This is a genomic window from Nostoc sp. FACHB-892 (assembly GCF_014698795.1).
Lineage (GTDB): Bacteria > Cyanobacteriota > Cyanobacteriia > Cyanobacteriales > Nostocaceae > Nostoc.
Genome location: NZ_JACJTR010000001.1, coordinates 152783 through 173229, shown reverse-complemented (window position 1 = coordinate 173229; position 20447 = coordinate 152783). Strand labels below are relative to the sequence as shown.

The following is a 20447-nucleotide window of genomic DNA, read 5'->3' as shown; positions in this document are numbered from 1 at the left end:
GAGAAAGCGAACTGAGGTTTGAGTAAGTTAAATGGCATTTTGAGAAAGCAAAAGCTCCTTTTACTTGCGGAAAACACCAAAATGAGAAAGCAAACTGGGGTTTGAGAAAGCAAAAGCTTATTTTACTTGCGGAAAACACCAAAATGAGAAAGCAAACTGGGGTTTGAGAAAGCAAAAGCTTATTTTGAGAAAGTAATTGCGGATTTTACTTATTGAATTTAGTCAAAATATGAAGTTTAGATAAAATTATTGAAAAAATTGCTGATAAATTTTGATCCGTCAAATTTTAAAGTAGTCAAAAAACAAAGTCCCCGGCTTTTCTAAAAAGTCGGAGATTTGTTTGAGGCAATCCCCTATAAAGTTTCCGTTATTCGGATTTAGAGTTATCGAGAACTCGGCGCAAGTTCTCCATTAATTCGGATTTAACCCAATTGGTAATTTCTTTAACTGTGATTTTGCTAATTCATGAGGTGCGATCGCTCCATTTTCTGTAATGATCGCTGTAATCAACTCAGCCGGAGTCACATCAAAAGCTGGGTTGTAAAAATCTACACCCGCAGGAGTGAGAATGGTATCACCAACTTGATAGATTTCTGTTGGATCGCGTTCCTCAATAGGAATTTGGCTGCCATCAGACAATTCAAAATCAACGGTGGAAAGGGGCGCAGCTACAAAGAAGGGTATATTATGGGCTTTAGCTGCGATCGCTACACTATATGTACCAATTTTATTGGCAGTGTCACCATTAGCAGCAATGCGATCAGCACCCACAACCACAGCATGAATTAAACCCTGTTTCATGCAATGGGCTGCCATATTATCAGTAATTAATGTAACTGGAATACCTTCTTGCACACATTCCCAAGTGGTGAGTTTTGCCCCTTGTAAGCGGGGACGAGTTTCATCGGCAAATAAACGTTCTAAACGTCCTTCTCTCCAAGCGGAACGCACAACACCCAAAGCTGTGCCATAACCAGCCGTAGCTAATGCCCCAGCATTGCAGTGAGTAAGCAGCGTCAGCTTTTCTGGAGTATTGGGTAAAACTGCCAAACCATGATCGCCGATCGCTTGACAAGTTTGCAAATCTTCAACGTTGATTGCTTGGGCTGTTTGGAAAAGGGTTTCCTTGATTTCTTCTACAGTTCCCAGTGTTTCGTAGGCGGCTTTCATCATCCGGCTAATTGCCCAAAATAAATTTACCGCCGTCGGACGAGTAGAACGCAACAACTGGGCTACTTTATCTAAGTGTTGCAAAAATTCGTGGCGATCATTAGTCTCAATTTCCCTTGCACCAAGATACATTCCATAGGCCGCAGCTACACCAATTGCTGGCGCACCTCGAACAATCATCGTTTTAATTGCCCGCGCCATATCTTCACTGCGGTGAATTTCTATGAATGTATATTCATTAGGTAAGCGGGTTTGGTCAATTAGTGACACTGAGTCGTTGTGCCAAATAACGGGATAAACCTGGTTTATAGAAGATGTCACGTTGCTTTGCTCCGAATTCAAAATTAAAAATTTAAAATTTAAAAGTCATAGGAAGATATTGGGTATTGAGGATTGGACATTCTCACCTCTTCCCCTACTTCTTCCTAATCTTGGGACTATTTGGGAAAGTAGGCAATAATCATGGCAACTTCAGGATGATTGCGAGCGATCGCTTCTGGTATCCGGCCTAAAAGTGAAGCTAGTTGAGTTTTCTGTTCAACAGATCCGTTTAACACTACCAGATCGTTGGTTGTTAGTAAACGAGAAACTTGCTGCACAAAATTGCCTCGCACATTTTGAATTGGTGTATCTTCTGCCAATCCGGCATTACTCAAATCGATAGGTACTCCCCGTGCTGTTACAACCTGTAAAAGTTGTAGAGATGCTTTAAGTTCTGTTGCCAGACTTTTAGCTAATTGAATACTCTCTTTAAAAGAACTAGCATAAGTTTGTTGGCTGGTGAAAGCTAGAAAAACTCGTGTTGTATGCTCAATTGGCAATGGGAATCGAGTTACCAAAACAGGCACTGCACTGCGATTTACAATCTTGTCAATGACACCGCCAAAGAGATTTTCTTGATAAGTAGAGTACCCTTTCCAGCCGCAGACAATCACGCTGGCCTGCTTTTCTTCTGCTACACGAGCAATTCCTTTATCAATTGATTCATCAATTCGACCAATGGGAGTAACATTGACGACCGCAGCATGGGCAATCATTTCTGCGGTTGACAGTAATTGGCTTTGTCTGGCTTTGTCTTCTGGAGGAATAGGGGAATTTTGTTCAATTAAAATGTGCAGTGGCAATAAAGTACCTGTCGCTGATTTTGCTAAGAGTATTGCCAAATTGAGCAGGTTATCTTCAGTGCTGGGGTTAGCAACTGGTACTAAAACGCGATCACCTAGACTTCCTACCTGATGACTTTGAATACTCACCTCTCCTGGTTTGATTTTTCTTCCCCACCGATCTGTTACCCAAGGAGAAGCAATGCAGGTAACTAAAATCATAGCGATCGTCCCATTCACTGTTAACTGATCGACCAACTCGATTTTGTAAGCAACGGTGATTGCAGCCAGAGTGGAAGCTGCCTGAGCTACTGATAGCCCAAACATCAACATAATATTGTCAAAGTTAAATCCGAATAACTTGCCCGAACCCCATGCAGGAATGAACTTAGCAATAATGGCAACAGTTACCATGACAGCTGATACTAGAAGCGATCGCGGTTCTTGAATCAGAATCAAGGGATTAACCAACATTCCTACAGAAATCAAGAAAAAGGGTATAAACAACGTATTCCCAATAAATTGAATCCGATTCATCAGAGGGCTAAGTTGCGGAATTAGCTGGGTAATAGCAACTCCAGCTAAAAAAGCGCCAATAATTGGCTCAATTTGGATTAATTGTGCCCCATAGGAAACTATAAACAGGGTAGCTAGGACAAAGGTAAACTCTGCTCCTTCATCATGTCCAAATCGCTGAAAGAACCAGCGACCGATACGAGGTAGTCCCCACAGCGTTAGAAATGTGTAGATAATCAGTGAAGGAATCAAGAATAACCAAAACTGTAGGCTTAAACTGCCTTGATGCGCTCTCACTACCACCGCTAACACCAAAAGTGCCAAAACATTGGTGATTAATGTGCCTCCGAGTGTGGTAGTCAATGTTTGAGAGCGCATAATTCCCAATTTACTGACAATTGGTAGTGCTAGTAGCGTATGGGAGGCAAAACAAGAAGCGACTAGAATGGCAGGTAATACACCATAGCCAATGGCCATCATGGCTACAGTACCTAATGCCATCGGCACGCCAAAGGTAGATAGTCCAAATATGGCTGCCTTACCAGCATTAGATTTCAGGTCATCTAAGCTAGTTTCCAGTCCTGCCATGAACATGAGAAACAGCAAACCGACCGTGCCCAAAAGCACAATCGTGTTATCTCGTGCCAATAATCCCAGTCCATTAGGGCCAACTATGACCCCCGCCAGAATTAATCCCACAATACCTGGTAGTCGGATTCTCTCAAATAGCAGGGGTGCAATTAGCATAATCCCCAAAATCATCAGGAAAACTGCTACGGGGTCTTTAATCGGTGTAGATAATATGGAAGCTAGCAAAAGATTAGTCATACTCTGCCCTAGAGTTGCGTTAACATTTAATTCCATCTGTTAGCTTTAGTAGGGCAAAGCCCAGTATAGGCGCTTTCAGATTTTTACCTAGAGATTTAATGGACTATTGTTTTATGTAGCCATGTTGCATAATCAGCATAAACATTTCTAATTCAATGGTGGAAAATACTGGCGACTTAACTCTATACCGCTTCTTGGTTATCTGCAATCCACTCTGTAGAGGAAATTAGCTAGTATGCTATGTTAGAAGTTTGCCTACTTTTTTCACGTAAATAGACCACGTAGTAGGGGCATAGCAATGCTCATGCTTGTCAACTGGAGCTAAGAGCCATTCTAGACAAATAACAGTGCGATCGCTCTCTCAAAATCTTTTCAAGAAGCTTGCCAACACAGGCTTTTTTTATGCAGTGTGAGGTTTACAGGAGTTAGAAAAGCAAGAGGTAAAGCAATAATTAGATTAATAAATAATCGCCAGAAATTATTCATAATACCAAATTAGGGTAGGTATTATTGTTTGATGTTTTTAGAGGAGTCTTTTTGTGAAGACTCTTATAGCGGTTCCCATTCAGATGCAGTACAAAATTATATTATTGCAAGGTGTAGGGGCACGGCAGTGCCGTGCCCTTACAGGTGTACTACAATCCAAAATCCAAAATTTGTATAAGCATCCTATTTAAAAATTTTGGAACCCTAAAATTTGCGGGACAAAAAGCCCCGCAAATTGTTAATTATTGAAGTTAGATTTTAGTCTACTTCCAGTCATTATCTGCTTGTGAAAGCACATAAGCAGTTACATCTTCAATCTGGTTAGGTTTTAAACGACTGCCAAAAGCAGGCATAGCATTTTTACCTTTTGTAACTTGAGCGATAATCGCTTCCTCTGAATACATACCATACTTTTCTAAAGCGTCCTTCTTCAGATTCTTCGGAGCTTGAACCAGATTTTTACCTCCCGCATGACAAGAGGCACAATTAGCACTAAATACTTTAGCTCCACTAACAGCATCTCCTGCCAAAGCTGGACTACTGAAGACAAAGGTGAAGATTGCTATGCCTAACAGCATCACTGTAATAATTTTTTTCATTTCATCTTCTCCCTGCAATAACGGCTTATTCGCTGCAATATTCTTCATAATTGTCAGTTGAGGCGCTGCTATAGTCAAATGACAAGCTGTCAAACTTTGCTATCAAGTTTTTGGATTTTAAATATTCGGGGTTTTAGATTTAGGTTTATTAGCACAGAGTCATATATGTCCAGAAGCTGCTTTGTATCTACACTAATAATAAAAGTGCAAATTTATAGAAAATTTAATACTTTATAACCAATAAATAATAGGCATTGAAGGATGAAATATTCAAGATGAAAATTGTCCTGCTTCATCCTTTATATTCATCCTTTGTTCTTTAGTTGACAGCCCCTAACTGAGTAAGCGCATCTTCTGTAACACGACAAATCCGCCAATCATCTAATATAGATGCTCCCATACTACGGTAGAATTCTTGGGCTGATTCATTCCAATCCAAGACACTCCACTCTAACCGCCCACAATCACGTTCTACGGCTATCTGGGCTACTCTACTTAAGAGAGCCTTTCCAACACCTTGCCTGCGATATTCTGGTAAAACAAATAAGTCTTCCAGATAAATTCCTGGCTTGGTCAAAAATGTTGAATAATTATGGAAAAACAGGGCAAAACCAACAGCTTGACCCGCAGATTCTGCTAAAATTGCTTCTATATATTTGTGCGAACCAAATAAATGTTCCTTAAGTTCGAGGGCATTGCCAGTAACAGCGTGAGATAATTTTTCATACTCAGCCAGCCCCTGAATTAATTTAAATAGTACGCTGTGATCAGTTGGTTCAGCAAAACGCACAATCAAATTGCTACGCGAAGTCATTAGTCTATAGTCTATAGTTCATAGTCCATAGTCTATAGGTAACTGGGCAATTTTTTGAGTAATGACTAAAGAAAAGCTAAAAAAAGCTACCAAACATCCGGTTTTGCAATTTGCAATAGGTGAAGCTCAAGAAATATGCAGATACAAGCTCTTTAAATCGGTTAAGAATGTAGATTTAATAAAGAGCAAGTTTTGTAAGGTGTATTATTGCCAAGAGTATAGCACTATCCTAAATTTTAGTTGTGCTATGACAAATGCCTATAATACAACGCCAGTTGCAATAATAGATAGTGCAGCTTATAGCCTTCTCTTTACAGCCCTTTGGGCATCCTACAGCAGCTGCTAGCCTCTCCCTTTAGGATTAATGGGAGACACTACGCATAGCTTGCTTAGAGGGGTGCGCTAACCGCATAGCAACTCTTAGAGACGCTACACGTAGCTTACTTCTCTGTAGGATTAAGCTATCGAGCTTCGAGAACCTCCGCAACGCATCGGCTTTCCTACGAGATTTAAAGTTTTGCACTTTATTAATCCATATCCCTTAATAGAGCTAATTAGATCACGTATTGCATCTATCTTCAGGAATGTAATTAAATTAACCAACCTTTTAAACGTTTGGCTATGTGGGGACGGCGTAATTTCCGCATGGCTTTGCTTTGAATTTGTCGGACTCGTTCACGAGAAAGATTGAACATATTGCCAACTTCTTCTAAGGTACAGGGTTCGCTGGTTGTCAAACCATAGCGTAGAGAAATCACATCTTTCTCTCGTGGAGTTAACACGTCACCCAAAACTTCCCAAATCTCCTGGCGCATCATGTTTTCATTCATTTTTGCCTCTGGAGACAGGTTATCTTCATCTTCTAGCAAATCCATCAATTCCGTGTCTTCTTCTTTACCGACGCGGTGGTTGAGAGAAAGTGCTTGACGCCTTAGTTGTTGTAGTTGGCGTAGTTGTTGCACACTAATTTCCAAAGTTTCTGCCATTTCTCCTTCGGTAGGATTGCGACAGAGTTTTTGTTTGAGTTCCCGTTGGGCTTTTTTCAGCTTGTTAAGCTTTTCAACAATATGAATAGGTAGCCGGATTGTCCGCGCATCGTTAGCTATAGCTCTGGTAATCGCTTGTCTAATCCACCAATAGGCGTAAGTAGAAAATTTATATCCTTTATCCGGATCAAACTTTTCTGTAGCGCGATTTAAACCCATTGCTCCTTCCTGAATTAAATCCAGAAAAGGTACTCCCCGATTCAGGTATCGTTTAGCAATAGAAACCACTAATCTCAGATTCGAGCGAATCATTTTGCGTTTCGCTACTCTACCTTGATACAAGCGATTTTCTAATTGCTTTTCCGTCATTTCTAGCTCGGAAGCCACTTCTGCCTTGCTAGGTTCCTGTCCTAGTTTTAATTGTAAGGCTGCTTGTAATTCCCTAATTTCCTCTAAAAACCTAACTCGCCGCGCTAACTCTACCTCTTCATCAGCTTTTAAGAGCGGATAACGGGCCATCTCTTTAAAAAACGCGCCGACGGCATCATCATGCTCGGTTTTATTGTATCCCGAAGGACGGGCCGCGGCCATCGCATCCCCGTCACGTTCGTCTGATTCAAGATTTTCTACTACAATGGGAGATTCTTCATCTGCCACTGCATCTAAAATATCGAGTAATGGTTCTTCAATATCAGCAGTGTTCTCCAGTATTTCCATTTTTCCCAATTCAACAATATTCATAGTTTCCTTTAGGGATTGTTGCTTTGTTTGGTACATAATTTAGTTACAGCTACTCGTTTGAAGCTTGGTAGTTTTCCCTAAGGGACGAATGCACCGGTTTATATATATAGCGAAATACAGGTTTATGCTAATTTAACTTCAGGAATATAAATTGGCATCTACCTACCACCGATGGGTTACAGTTAGATACAACCTATAACCAAACTGGCCTTCGCACCCAATAAAACTTTCTTTTCAGGCTCCTAACAGATTATATTTTTCATTTTTTTCTTAATTACTAAATATGTCAAACCCCCTCAAACTTTCTCAACCTTAACAAACACAAAAATATCAACTGAGCATCCAAATTCCTTAAACTTTCATATATTTTTTTAAAGATTTTTAATGCTTAGAGGTCAAAAACCGTTAGGTAAATTTCAAACCTGCTCCTGGGGTTATGCGCTCATAGTTTAAAATTACCTTGACGATACAAATTATAATAATGGCAGCTTAATTTCGAGATATTCTTATTTGTATAAAAGCATCTCATATACACAAAGGGTTGAATATCTATCGATAGGCGGAAAAAGGCTACTCCTTATTTAGTAGTTGGAGTAACTTTTGTAGATTTAGCCGAGATGCTTTTATTTGTAGAGTAGGCACCAAATATTTATTGCACGTATAGAAGAAACATATTTGTCTAGTAGATTACATAAGAGGAAACTTATCAAGTATTATGAAGAATAACAGTATTGAGAAATACAATTTACGTCTAACAAAGCAAAAAAAAGAGTTAAGTAAGCCAGGTTAATTGTGATCAACTATGTAAGTAAAATGTCTAATTATAAAGTCATAAACTATGTATATTAATGACGTTAATTTATCTCCTATAATGGTGGCTGAACCTGGGGAATCATATCAGTTAAATGCAACTGTTAATAGGTGGGTTGAAGTACTGGTAGACTGTCCAGGAAGTACAGGACTATTTACTTATCGATTGCCAGCCCAGTTAGAAATAAAACCAGGGGATATTTTGAGCGTGCCATTTGGGGCACAACAATTAGGAGCGATCGCCATTCGATTACTGGCACAACCAAATGTCGATTTACCACCAGAAAAAATCCGGGAAGTAGAAGATATAGTCAGCGTTGGATTTTTCCCAAGTGCTTATTGGGAATTACTCAATCGAGTCGCTGCATATTACTATACGCCCCTAATTCAAGTAATCCGGGTTGCTCTGCCACCAGGGTTGCTGGGGCGATCGCAGCGTCGTATCCGCCTTGTTACAGGAAGGGGGGCAGGGGGGAGTAGTTATTTACTGGCATCTCCTGATCCTTCAGCTTTTTTGACTCCAACTGCGCGGCAAGTTTGGGAACTTTTGCAAGGGCAGCCGGCGGGGGATTATAGTTTTGTCTACCTCCAGCAAAAAGTCAAATCTGCCTATCGGGGAATTCGGGAGTTGCTGCGATTTGGTTTAGTAGAAAGCTACTTAGAACCACCGCGATTAACTCGACCAAAGCTGCAAAAAGCAATCACGCTTACAGGTACAATCGATCACGAATTAACTACTCGCCAACGAGAGATTTTGGAAGTGCTGCGGCGGCATAATGGGGAGTTGTGGCAAAATGAATTACTACAAATTTGTAATGCTAGTTCTTCTATCCTCAAGACATTGACACAAAAGGGTTACATTGTCATTGAAGAACGGGAAGTATTGCGAACCGAACAGGGGCCAGCATTAGCAGGCGATGGAGCTAAATCTTTAACTACTGCCCAAGCTAGCGCCTTAACGACAATCCAGACAGTAGACGGATTTGCGGAAGTTTTATTGCATGGAGTGACAGGTTCGGGAAAAACAGAAGTATATTTGCAAGCGATCGCACCCCTCCTCAACCAGGGCAAATCCGCCCTTGTTTTAGTCCCAGAAATTGGACTCACACCCCAGCTAACTGATCGTTTTCGCGCCCGTTTTGGTAATAAAGTCAGCGTCTATCACAGCGCCCTCTCCGATGGTGAACGTTACGATACTTGGCGACAAATGCTCACAGGAGAACCCCAAGTTGTTATTGGTACGCGTAGCGCCGTTTTCGCCCCTTTGCCCAACTTGGGTTTAATCATCTTAGATGAAGAACACGACAGCAGCTTTAAACAAGACTCACCCATACCCACCTACCACGCCCGTACCGTTGCCCAGTGGCGAGCAGAATTAGAAAATTGCCCCCTGTTGTTGGGTTCCGCTACACCCTCGTTAGAGAGTTGGGTAAGGGTGAGGAGGCAGGGGGCAGGCGGCACGGGGCACGGGGCAGGGGGAGAATTCCTAACTCCTAACTTCTCAGTTAATACTCTTTACCTCTCACTTCCCGAACGCATCAACTCCCGCCCCTTACCACCCGTGGAAATAGTCGATATGCGCCAAGAGTTGCAGCACGGAAATCGTTCCATATTTAGTAGATCGCTGCAAGAAGCTTTGCAAGAACTGCAACAAAGAAAACAACAGGGAATTTTATTTATTCATCGCCGAGGACACAGTACTTTTGTATCTTGCCGCAGTTGTGGATATGTATTGGAATGTCCGCACTGTGATGTGTCGCTGGCATATCACCACACCGAAGAAAAAGCGCCGGAATTATTGCGTTGCCATTATTGTAATTATGCGCGATCGCATCCTAAATTTTGCCCCGATTGCAGTTCCCCTTACTTGAAATTTTTCGGTAGCGGTACTCAGCGAGTAACGCAGGAACTAGCGCGACAGTTTCCAGAGTTGCGCTTGATTCGTTTTGATAGCGATACAACTCGCAACAAAGGCTCACACCGTACTTTACTCACCCAGTTTGCCAATGGCGAAGCGGATTTATTAGTAGGTACGCAAATGCTCACCAAAGGTTTAGATTTACCCCAAGTAACACTTGTGGGCGTTGTCGCCGCCGATGGATTGCTAAATTTATCAGATTATCGCGCCAGTGAACGGGCTTTTCAAACCTTGACTCAGGTAGCTGGACGTGCTGGTAGAGGTGATGATCCGGGTAGGGTGATTGTACAAACTTATACTACAGAGCATCAGGTAATTGCAGCAGTGCGATCGCACGATTATCACTCTTTCTCCCAAGCTGAGTTAGAACAACGCCAAGCCCTCAATTATCCCCCTTATGGGCGGTTAATTTTGTTGCGCTTAAGTAGTCTCGATCCCATTCAAGTGCAAAATACGGCGCAAATAATTGCCACAACCTTGAGTACTGAAGAAGAATTCGAGATATTAGGCCCAGCACCAGCGAGTATTTTACGAGTAGCTAATCGTTATCGCTGGCAGATATTGATTAAATTTGCCCCCGATGCATTGCCACAATTACCAGATTGGGAAGAAGTGCGATCGCTTTGTCCTGCTTCTGTTAGTTTGACCATTGATGTAGATCCATTAAATATTATGTAAACATGAATTGTATACAGAATCACACATAAAAAGTTGTCTTCTATTCCCCAGAATCAGCTGATTTTAATGTTTGTCTCAAAGGTGGTAGTTGAGTCGAGCTATGCATAATAAATCTTCAGATAGATAAAGGGAATCGCAAGATCATTTATTAATACAGTTAAGGCATATATATAAAAGAGTTTTTCAAATTTTGTTGCCAAAGTTACTTACATATTGGCAGCACAAACAAGAATGAACTCTGCCAGCAGCAGTGAAAAAGTTACAGTAATAATTTTGAAGATTTATTACTTTTTACATAATCAGACTGCGCTAAGTTGAGGAGTTAAGAAGTTCCCTTAAAAAAGTTCAGTATTTATCTAATTTCAAGTATTTATTAAATAATTTTTACTTAGTCTGGAGGATAGGTTATGGTTTCTAGACCAGCTTCATCTCAGGCAATCAAAATACAGTTTTGTCAAAAAAAAAGGCAAAAGTTCACTCGCGTAGCCTCTCGTTGGCGTAGCTTTTTATAAAGAAAAAAGGCATAACGAAGAATTATTATCAAGAGCGCTTATAGCTTATAGCGGTTCCCGACCTAGTGAGATATGTTTTCAAAGCTACTAACCTTATTAAACAAGGTTTGGATGTACCTCACTTGCTTAGGAAACGCTATATAAAAAGGCGTTGGGAAAACCCACTCTTTTTAAAGATGGGATGAGAGACGCACCGATGTCGTTGACGGTTAACGAACAGTCTTTCGTGTTATCCCACCCCTAAAAAGGGATGAGATAAGGTTAAAACTTTTGGCAACCGAAAGGCAGCAAGAGTTGGAGTCTCCTACCAAAAAATGCAGATTTGGTAGAACCATTGCTATGGAAGAGTTGCCTCGATCTATCTGACTTCTTTCCAAGTAGAGGAAGTGGCGTGGTGGCTTGAATCCTCCACAATATTTCTTTCATCCCTTCTGCCCTCTTGCTTGAAAGTGCTGCGTAAAAATACTAGCCCCCAATCCTCATCACACTTGGTGATGAAGTTTTTTCATTGGGACTGCCTTTTTCAATAACAGAATATTGTGCGCTCTAGCGTTGGTGAATGGAGTGATCGGACTAAGAGTAACCAAACAAGCGATCAAAAGAATAGTTTACCTGAATCTTACGGTCATCACGTTCGTTTCTAGCCATATCAATGGACTACTCCTGTATCAATTTAGACTATAACGGCAGGTATATATGATTTACAAGATTAAACCCGGAATGTTGGTATTAGCAATTGTTCCAGCAATGATTAATTTTCAATCAAATAACGCTGTAGAAGGTAAGACTGCTATTTCCGGCTTTGTACCAACAGCAACCCAAAAATTTACCGCAGTGACTCGAATTATTAATGTTACCGATGGCAAGCTCACAATTGATGCTAAAGGTGGTAAAGATAGCAAGCTCAACTATATTGCGATCGCAGTGGCTAACCGTCCCTCGGTCAGAATGAGCAATCCTACTAATAATCAGACAAAGGTATCGCCAGATATCTCGATTACAGCAGACGTAAATCTTCCTAACAGCGGTATTGCCCTTAATAGTCTTTCAGCCTCAACCATCAAGCTGATCGATAGCACTACTAACAGACAAGTTGCTGCAAATTACAATACTTCGGGTGGTGGAGATGTAATTGTAGTGTCTCCGATAAATCATCTCAAGAATAATACCAAATATCTTTTAAAAATCACCGACGGGGTAAAAGATAGCAATGGAACTGCATTCTTACCCTATAGCATCAGTTTCACAACAGGCATTCTTAGAAATGAAGCAAGCCATATTAGTTTCGAGCAAATCTCACTACCGAATGTACCTGCCAAACCTTACACCACAGTATCGATTGGGCCTGACAATAAACTTTATGCTGCCACCTTGCAAGGTGAGATTTTGCGCTTCCCGATCAATGCTAATGGCACTTTAGGTAAGCCACAAACGATTTCCTCATTGCAGACTGCAAATGGTGGTAATCGAACTATCATTGGTATGCACTTTGACCCCTCATCAACAAATGCTAGCAACCTAATTCTATGGGTAACAAACAATTACTACTGGCATGGAACTGTTGATGCGCCGGATTGGACTGGGAAAATTACTCGGTTGAGTGGTTCCAATCTAGAGACAGTAAAAGACTATGTGGTTGATTTACCACGATCAAGCCGAGATCATCTAACAAACAGCATTGAGTTTAAACCCAATGAGCCAAAAGTGCTGTATGTGTTGCAGGGTAGTAATAGTAGTACAGGCGCAGCAAACAGTGCCTGGAGTAATCGTCCTGAGCGATTGTTAAGTGCTGCTGTCTTACGAGTTGACCTGTCTAAGATCACCTCACTTCCTTTAAGCGTTAAGACGGAGGATGGAGGTATTTATAACCCCTTTAAGCCAGGAGCACCTGTAACTATCTTTGCCAGTGGTGTACGTAATGCCTATGATCTAGTTTGGCACACCAATGGTCAATTATATGTGCCAACGAATGGTTCAGCAGCTGGTGGCAATACACCAAATACACCTATCCCCCTACCTCTTTCTTGCCAAAACCGGATTGATAAAGCTAGTAATGGGGCTTATACCAGCCCATCCGTACCTGGCCTCAGCAATATAGGTACGCAGCGAGATTATCTGTTTCGCATTGTTAAAAATGGTTATTATGGTCATCCCAATCCTAAACGTTGTGAGTGGGTGTTGAGTGGGGGAAATCCTACAGCTAATACAGACCCCGGTCAGGTAAATGAATATCCTATTGGTACTCTACCTGACCGGAATTGGAAGGGTATTGCCTACGATTTCGGAGAGCATTTCTCACCGGATGGTATTATTGAATACCATAGCAATATTTTAGGTGGCAAGCTAAAAGGTAAACTCCTAGTGATACGTTACAGTTCTGGTAAAGACATCATTGTGTTAACACCGGGTGGCGCAAACTTGGATATTATAAATTCCCAAACTGGTATTACTGGCTTCACTGGTTTTAACCCAAGTCCATTAGATTTAATTGAAAATCCCACGAATGGACATATCTACGTAGCCCAGCTCAATGAAGGGACTGGTATGGGCAAAATTACACTTCTGCGTCCACTCAATTAATACAGTAGTTTTCCTTTGCATGAAATGGGTTTGCGGGTAGAGGGCAGGGGGCAGAGGCAGGAGATAAAAACTCTTTTGTTTTGTTTAATAGATTGAGGAAGTTTCTGTGGATAATTTAATTTACTCTAGCAAACCAGAGAATATATTTGGTGTCTGGTAAGAAGACTCCATTGCTTTTAGTTTGTTTGTAGCATCAGAATTGTTAATTAATCAACAATTCTGATGCTGCAATGTATATCTGCAAATGTTAACTTGAGCATTAACCCGAATATTACGATTGTCCAGATACAAAAACGGGGACTGGAAACTGGGGACTGGGAACTGGGTAAATTGCCTACAAGTGACGTAGTCTCTACCATAACCCCCCAAACCATGATTTATTCTGAGAAATTCTGTTAAATATTTATATTCTTTGAAAGTAGCAAACTTCGAGAATGTATTGTATAAACAAATAATACTAACTAGCGAGATAGATGAATTAAGAGTAAATAATTAAATATTCTTAACAATAACTTTAATAAGTATCTGGATAGTAATAACTAAAAATAGTAAATCCAGATAAAAAAATGGCGGTGATATTGAGATATCACCCAATTGCTTGAAATGAATAAGCAGGGGAGCAGGGAGCAGGGGAGAAAAACCGCCCACAAAGGGTGTTGCTCTCAACCCTGGTGAGAAAAGGAGCAGCGTGCTTTCGCCCACAAGGAGCGAGGTTTCTACCTTTTTCCCTATCCCCTGCCTCTTATCAAATCAAATACCCCAACAGTTAATCTGTTATTTCTAAGAATTGGCTTGCTAGCACTTAAATTTAATTGAGCGCGAAATATATGGGACAAGGTTTTTTGCAAATTGGCTTAACGCTGTGTATTGTCATAGCAATCACTCCATTACTGGGTAAATACATAGCCCGTGTCTTCTTGGGAGAAAAAACACTACTTGATTTTTTAATGAACCCGATAGAGCGAAGTATGTTCGTACTAGCGGGTGTCCGTAGAAAAGATGATATGACGGGTTCACAGTATATCCGGGCTGTACTATACAGCAACCTGCTCATGGGTATTTCAGTGTATTTACTGATATATTTTCAGAGACTCTTGCCTTGGAATCCTAACGGCTTTGGTGCGCCCAACTGGGATGTATTACTGCATACAACCATTTCATTTGTAACGAATACTGACCAGCAACATTATGCTGGTGAGACAACCTTAAGTTATTTTAGCCAGGTAGCTGCTTTAGGCTTTTTGATGTTCACCTCCGCCGCCACTGGCTTATCTGTGGGAATTGCCTTTATTCGCGGGTTGACGGGTAGAAAGTTGGGAAACTTTTACGTCGATCTCGTCCGTGGAATTACGCGAATATTGCTACCGATTTCGATTATTGGAGCGATCGCATTGCTTCTAACAGGTGTACCACAAACATTATATAGCACTCTGGATGTGAGAACCTTAGAAGGCGGGACGCAATATCTTGCCAGAGGTCCAGTGGCATCCTTTGAAATGATCAAACTTTTGGGACAAAATGGCGGTGGTTTTTTTAGCGTTAACTCAGCTCATCCCTTTGAAAATCCCAATGGCGCTTCTAACTTGATAGAAATGATCGCCATGATTTCTATACCAGCAGCCTTGATTTACACTTACGGTATATTTGCCAACAATATCAAACAAGCTTGGCTACTTTTTTGGATGGTGTTTGTGATTTTCGTAATTCTGGTGGGAGTGACAGCCGTGGGAGAACTGCAAGGTAATCCCCTTGTTAATAACGCTTTTGGATTAGAACAGCCTAATTTAGAGGGTAAAGAAGTTCGATTTGGCTGGTTACAAACGGCATTTTGGGCAGTTATGACTACCGCTACTATGTCTGGTGCTGTGAATGGGATGCACGATTCTTTGATGCCGCAAGGAATATTTTCGACACTCTTTAACTTGTTTATCCAGGTTATCTGGGGCGGCCAAGGAACTGGAACAGCTTACCTGTTCATTTACTTGATTCTCACAGTGTTCCTAACTGGACTAATGGCAGGACGTACCCCAGAGTTTTTAGGACGCAAAATTGAAAAGCGCGAAATTGTCCTCGCCAGCGTGGTGCTGTTGATACACCCAATTTTAATTTTGATTCCCAGTGCGATCGCCTTGGCTTATCCCATCTCTCTATCTGGAATTAGCAACACTGGCTATCACGGTATTTCTCAAGTAGTTTATGAATACGCCTCAGCAGCAGCAAATAATGGCTCCGGCTTAGAAGGGTTGAGGGATAACACCTTGTGGTGGAACTTAAGTACTTTAGTTAGCTTAATCGGAGGACGCTACATTCCGATAATTGCCCTCCTGCTGTTAGCTGACGGTATGTCTCGCAAACAACAAGTACAAGAAACCCCTGGTACCCTGAGAACTGATTCTCTAGTATTTACTAGTATTACTGCTGGAGTAACACTGGTTTTGGGAGTATTAACTTTCTTTCCCGTTCTAGCTTTAGGCCCCATCGCTGAGGGTTTGAAACTAGCATCTGGCAGTTAGAAAATTTATGAGTTATATGTCTGGAATTAAGAGAATACCATAAAAATAAATAAATTATCTGGTTTCGTAGTGGAACCATTGCGTTGCGGTGAATCCAGTGCCGTAGTTGCTCGGTGTTAGCGTAGGGGTAGCACCGTAGGAACCTTACCCAAACGAAGGTTTCCGACGCTCGTAAGCGTTAGCGAGTCTTGTCTGCGACAACGCGAACGAGCGCCTGACTCGCTATACGTTGTAGCAACTGACGTTGTGTTAGCGATCGCGTAACGCATTTTACAAGGTTGGATCTATTTTTTATTGGAAACTCCTAACTCTTAACTCCTAACTCCTAACTCTTAACTCTTAACTTTTAATTCTTAACTCCTAACTTTATTCATGAATCAAGTGGCAACTAACTTTAAAGCTAGACGGCCAAATCCTCGTTCTGGCGATCGCCGCCAAGCACGCAAAAAGGCCAGGACAAGTAATAAGTGGCTGTACTTAAGGGCAATCAGAGATGCTTTTGTCAAGCTTAACCCTAAGTATGCAATCAAAAACCCAGTGATGTTTGTGGTTTGGGTGGGGACAATCATCATCATATTATTAACGATTGATCCCAACCTATTTGGCCCAGCCATGCAAAAGAACCCACAACTTTTTAACGGCTTGTTGTCGGGAATTTTATTCTTTACAGTTTGGTTTGCCAATTTTGCCGAAGCAGTCGCAGAAGGGCGGGGTAAAGCCAAAGCTAATGCCTTGCGATTAACGAAATCAGAGGCGATCGCGAAAAAACTTGCTCTCGACGGGACAATTAGTGAAGTTTCATCCACCAGCCTTAAACAGGGCGATAACATCTACGTTGTTGCTGGCGATATCATTCCCGCCGATGGCGAGGTAATCATGGGTGTTGCCTCAGTCGATGAATCGGCAATTACTAGGGAATCCGCACCAGTATTAAAAGAACCAGGCTCCGACGTTTCCAGTTCCGTCACTGGTGGGACGCGGATTATCTCAGATGAGCTAATTATCCGCATCACTACTGATCCAGGTAAAGGTTTCATTGACCGAATGATTGCCTTACTAGAAGGGGCACGCAGTAAAACACCCAATGAAATTGCTCTGACAGTATTGCTGGCAGTTCTCAGCTTAGTGTTTTTGTTAGTTGTGGTTACTTTGCCTGCACTTGCTTACTATGTCAACAGTCCAGTTAGCGTGCCAATTTTAATTGCCTTATTAGTAGCATTAATCCCTACGACCATTGGCGGCTTATTGAGTAACATCGGCATTGCTGGTATGGATCGAGTTGCCCAACTAAATGTCATTGCCACTTCAGGGCGAGCAGTCGAAGCTTGTGGTGATGTCAACACTTTATTTCTCGATAAGACAGGTACAATTACCATCGGCAACCGTTTAGCGGAAGAGTTTATTCCCATCAACGGTCATTCAATATTGGAAATTGCTAATGTTGCCTGGGCTGCTAGTGTCTTTGACAATACACCAGAAGGTAAATCTATTCTGCGACTAGCAGAAAGGTTAGTAACACGGTTTGATTTCGACTATAGTCAGGCAGAAGCAGTTGATTTTTCCGCGAAAACACGGATAAGTGGCACTAACTTGCCTGGTGGGTATGAGGCTAGGAAGGGAGCAGTAGAAGCTATTAAAGAATTTGTCCGTTTCCGCAACGGAAGCGATACACCAGAATTGGATGCTGCCTACGAACGAGTTTCTCGCCTGGGAGGTACACCTCTGGCAGTCAGCCTAGATAACGAAATCTATGGGATTGTTTATCTCAAAGATATAGTTAAACCTGGTATCCGCGATCGCTTTGAGCAACTGCGACGGATGGGGGTACGTACCATCATGTTAACTGGAGACAACCGGATTACAGCTTCTGTCATTGCCAGAGAAGCAGCGGTTGATGACTTCATCGCCGAAGCCACACCAGAAGACAAAATCAGTGTCATTAAAAAAGAACAAGCAGCAGGTAAACTGGTTGCGATGACAGGAGATGGGACTAACGATGCCCCGGCATTAGCCCAAGCTAACGTTGGCGTTGCTATGAATACAGGAACGCAAGCTGCAAAAGAAGCTGCCAACATGGTCGATTTAGACTCCGATCCCACAAAGCTGATCGATATCATTAGTATTGGCAAACAATTGTTGATTACTCGCGCAGCATTGACAACGTTTTCCATCGCTAATGATATTGCTAAATACTTCGCGATTATCCCGGTGGTCTTTGTCGCCGCTAATTTGCAAAGCTTGAATATTATGAATTTGACTAGTCCTAATTCTGCTGTCCTATCAGCGCTGATTTATAATGCTTTGATTATTCCCGCTTTGATTCCCTTGGCATTGAAGGGGGTGCGGTTTAGATCACTGACGGCTAATCAGCTACTTCAACGGAATATCTTAATTTATGGCTTAGGTGGGGTTATTGCGCCGTTTATCGCTATTAAGTTGATAGATATAGTGATTACAATTGTGGGGTTGTCTTAAGGGCAACAAAAGTACAGACGCTACGAAACAAGCGCATCCTAACCAAAGTAAAATAATAAACATTTTTACTTTTACCTGTTGAGAGAGGGAAAAAGAAAAATATGAATAAACAGGTCGATGTTTGGGAAAAGTTTCTGCCGATAGATGTAAAAGAGGCGATGTATTTTGTTTGGTCGCAATGGCGTAAACAAATATCTACCACTCGCCATTTTGATCTTGCTGTGCTTGAATGTGGTAATTGCCCCAGTTTTTTATGCTGTTGCTGACAGCATCTTTGAATGTCCTTATACTTGGGTAAAAGAATTAAAATTAAAAATTAAATTTTAATAGTAGCTGGAAAACTTTTATGGCAATTATTCGAGAAACTATCAGAGCAGTTTTTATAACTCTAATGCTCTGGTTGTTGACTGCAATTATCTATCCTCTGATAATTCTTGTAGTGGGTCAAGTTTTTTTGCCCTACCAAGCGAATGGTAGCATCATGGCGAATCTAAAAGGCGAACCAATTGGTTCGGCTTTGATTGGTCAAGTGTTCACATCTGAGCGATATTTCCATCCTCGTCCCAGTACTGTTAGATATAGCCAAGGCAAGAGAGCCAGGCCAACTGGTATATCTGGAGCCAGTAATCTCGCTGCAAGCAATCCAGAGTTGCTTAACCGGATTCTAGAAAAGGGAAATCAATTGCGAGACGAAAATCTTCAACCGATCGCTGATATAATTTATACTTCTGGTTCTGGTTTAGACCCGCATATTTCCTTGAGAGCAGCACGGCAGCAATTGACGCGGGTTGCTGCTGCGCGGGGAGTAAAAGAAGATGAGATCCTACGTTTAATTAATAAATATACTGATGGCAGATTTTTATGGATTTTTGGCGAACCAGGAGTCAATGTTCTCAGATTGAATTATGATCTTGACTTGCAGGATATTAATCGTCAGGAAAATCCATAAATATGAATTAAGGTTAAAAACCATATCTTTCGTAAGGGCACAGCAATGCTGTGCCCCTACAGTATGATCTATTTATGATTGCAAGATAATTAAGAAAAGCCTGAAAAGTTCCTATTTTAGGTAACGCATATCACGATGCATTTGTACAGTGCGTAAGTCCTAAATTTATTTTTTGAAGTTACCTTAAAACTTATACTTTGTTTGTTGCCGATCCAGAACGCTTCCTCACTAAGGAGGAAAGCTGACACATCCACACTTGTGGAAAACTGTGTAAGAGTAATATAGCCAATACGATCGCTAAAGTTGCCAAGAAATATCTAATTAGATAAGTTTCTCATGTCACTAAAAAACAACTTTTTTATTTAAATCTCTATATACCGCTTTTGTAAAATGGAGAGAGTTTGGATTTTTGTACTCAGCTAACAGAAAGATTTTAGCAAAGTTCTTATTTTGAATTTATGCATCAGAGAATACAATATCGAGTCCTTTGATAGCGAAACTTACAAAGAATTTAGAGGATATTTGAAAAGTCTAATTTATTACTAGCCTTGGCGACTATAAGTCGCGGCTACACAGACAAAACCCACCTTCGTAGGTTAAAAACCTTGATTTTTCATTAGTCCACGGAGGTGGACTTCTCTGCGAGACGCTACGCGAACGTTTGTGTAGTAGCGAATTCTATTCGCCCCACTCTTTTCAAACAACCTCTTATTTTGGCTTTATATGCGTGGGGTTTAGGATTACATCTAAGAATGGCTTGAATTGTTTA

At 41.3% G+C, this 20447-nt stretch carries 12 protein-coding genes; 7 read left to right on the top strand and 5 right to left on the bottom strand.

Going from position 1 to position 20447, the window contains the following annotated elements:
• Nucleotides 1-411 precede the first annotated feature (411 nt).
• The 4 genes from mtnA to H6G96_RS00695 all read right to left on the bottom strand — a co-directional run bounded on the left by mtnA (nt 412) and on the right by H6G96_RS00695 (nt 5516).
• Nucleotides 412-1491, bottom strand: coding sequence for an S-methyl-5-thioribose-1-phosphate isomerase (gene mtnA, locus H6G96_RS00710; RefSeq protein WP_190909463.1), 1080 nt, complete (start codon nt 1489-1491; stop codon nt 412-414).
• A gap of 116 nt (nt 1492-1607) precedes the next feature.
• A complete protein-coding gene (locus H6G96_RS00705; protein ID WP_190909462.1) occupies nt 1608-3617 on the bottom strand; it encodes a cation:proton antiporter in 2010 nt (669 codons plus the stop codon).
• 749 nt (nt 3618-4366) lie between these two features.
• Complete coding sequence (petJ, locus tag H6G96_RS00700; protein ID WP_190909943.1) at nt 4367-4702, bottom strand: cytochrome c6 PetJ; 336 nt, start codon at nt 4700-4702, stop codon at nt 4367-4369.
• A 319-nt stretch (nt 4703-5021) separates the two neighbouring features.
• Nucleotides 5022-5516: a GNAT family N-acetyltransferase gene (locus H6G96_RS00695; protein ID WP_190909461.1), complete on the bottom strand. Its 495-nt coding sequence runs from the start codon at nt 5514-5516 to the stop codon at nt 5022-5024.
• A gap of 61 nt (nt 5517-5577) precedes the next feature.
• Between H6G96_RS00695 and H6G96_RS00690 the strand changes: the two genes are divergently transcribed.
• Complete coding sequence (locus H6G96_RS00690; protein WP_190909460.1) at nt 5578-5862, top strand: hypothetical protein; 285 nt, start codon at nt 5578-5580, stop codon at nt 5860-5862.
• A gap of 244 nt (nt 5863-6106) precedes the next feature.
• Here the strand turns inward: H6G96_RS00690 and H6G96_RS00685 are convergent, their stop codons facing one another.
• On the bottom strand, nt 6107-7279 hold the full coding sequence (locus tag H6G96_RS00685) for an RpoD/SigA family RNA polymerase sigma factor (protein WP_190909459.1): 1173 nt from the start codon (nt 7277-7279) through the stop codon (nt 6107-6109).
• 802 nt (nt 7280-8081) lie between these two features.
• Between H6G96_RS00685 and priA the strand changes: the two genes are divergently transcribed.
• The 6 genes from priA to kdpC all read left to right on the top strand — a co-directional run bounded on the left by priA (nt 8082) and on the right by kdpC (nt 19678).
• Entirely contained in the window at nt 8082-10649 is a 2568-nt protein-coding gene (gene priA, locus H6G96_RS00680) for a primosomal protein N' (protein WP_190909458.1), read from the top strand.
• Between the two features lie 1208 nt (nt 10650-11857).
• A complete protein-coding gene (locus tag H6G96_RS00675) occupies nt 11858-13741 on the top strand; it encodes an Ig-like domain-containing protein (RefSeq protein ID WP_190909457.1) in 1884 nt (627 codons plus the stop codon).
• Between the two features lie 827 nt (nt 13742-14568).
• Nucleotides 14569-16254 (top strand): potassium-transporting ATPase subunit KdpA, encoded by a 1686-nt coding sequence (kdpA, locus tag H6G96_RS00670; RefSeq protein ID WP_190909456.1) that lies wholly within the window; start codon nt 14569-14571, stop codon nt 16252-16254.
• A 372-nt stretch (nt 16255-16626) separates the two neighbouring features.
• Entirely contained in the window at nt 16627-18729 is a 2103-nt protein-coding gene (gene kdpB / locus H6G96_RS00665; RefSeq protein WP_190909455.1) for a potassium-transporting ATPase subunit KdpB, read from the top strand.
• 101 nt (nt 18730-18830) lie between these two features.
• The gene (locus tag H6G96_RS00660) at nt 18831-18995 is read left to right on the top strand and encodes a hypothetical protein (protein WP_190909454.1); all 165 of its coding nucleotides are present in this window, start codon (nt 18831-18833) and stop codon (nt 18993-18995) included.
• A gap of 80 nt (nt 18996-19075) precedes the next feature.
• Nucleotides 19076-19678 carry a K(+)-transporting ATPase subunit C gene (kdpC, locus tag H6G96_RS00655; protein WP_190909453.1) on the top strand — a complete coding sequence of 201 codons (603 nt, stop codon included), beginning with the start codon at nt 19076-19078 and terminating at the stop codon, nt 19676-19678.
• The last annotated feature ends 769 nt before the right edge of the window (nt 19679-20447 follow it).

Coding starts and splice junctions, on each gene's coding strand:
- H6G96_RS00705 (WP_190909462.1), bottom strand. CDS start 3,617: ATGACTAATCTTTTGCTAGCTTCCATATTATCTACACCGATTAAAGAC.
- petJ (WP_190909943.1), bottom strand. CDS start 4,702: ATGAAAAAAATTATTACAGTGATGCTGTTAGGCATAGCAATCTTCACC.
- H6G96_RS00695 (WP_190909461.1), bottom strand. CDS start 5,516: ATGACTTCGCGTAGCAATTTGATTGTGCGTTTTGCTGAACCAACTGAT.
- H6G96_RS00690 (WP_190909460.1), top strand. CDS start 5,578: ATGACTAAAGAAAAGCTAAAAAAAGCTACCAAACATCCGGTTTTGCAA.
- H6G96_RS00685 (WP_190909459.1), bottom strand. CDS start 7,279: ATGTACCAAACAAAGCAACAATCCCTAAAGGAAACTATGAATATTGTT.
- priA (WP_190909458.1), top strand. CDS start 8,082: ATGTATATTAATGACGTTAATTTATCTCCTATAATGGTGGCTGAACCT.
- H6G96_RS00675 (WP_190909457.1), top strand. CDS start 11,858: ATGATTTACAAGATTAAACCCGGAATGTTGGTATTAGCAATTGTTCCA.
- kdpA (WP_190909456.1), top strand. CDS start 14,569: ATGGGACAAGGTTTTTTGCAAATTGGCTTAACGCTGTGTATTGTCATA.
- kdpB (WP_190909455.1), top strand. CDS start 16,627: ATGAATCAAGTGGCAACTAACTTTAAAGCTAGACGGCCAAATCCTCGT.
- H6G96_RS00660 (WP_190909454.1), top strand. CDS start 18,831: ATGAATAAACAGGTCGATGTTTGGGAAAAGTTTCTGCCGATAGATGTA.
- kdpC (WP_190909453.1), top strand. CDS start 19,076: ATGGCAATTATTCGAGAAACTATCAGAGCAGTTTTTATAACTCTAATG.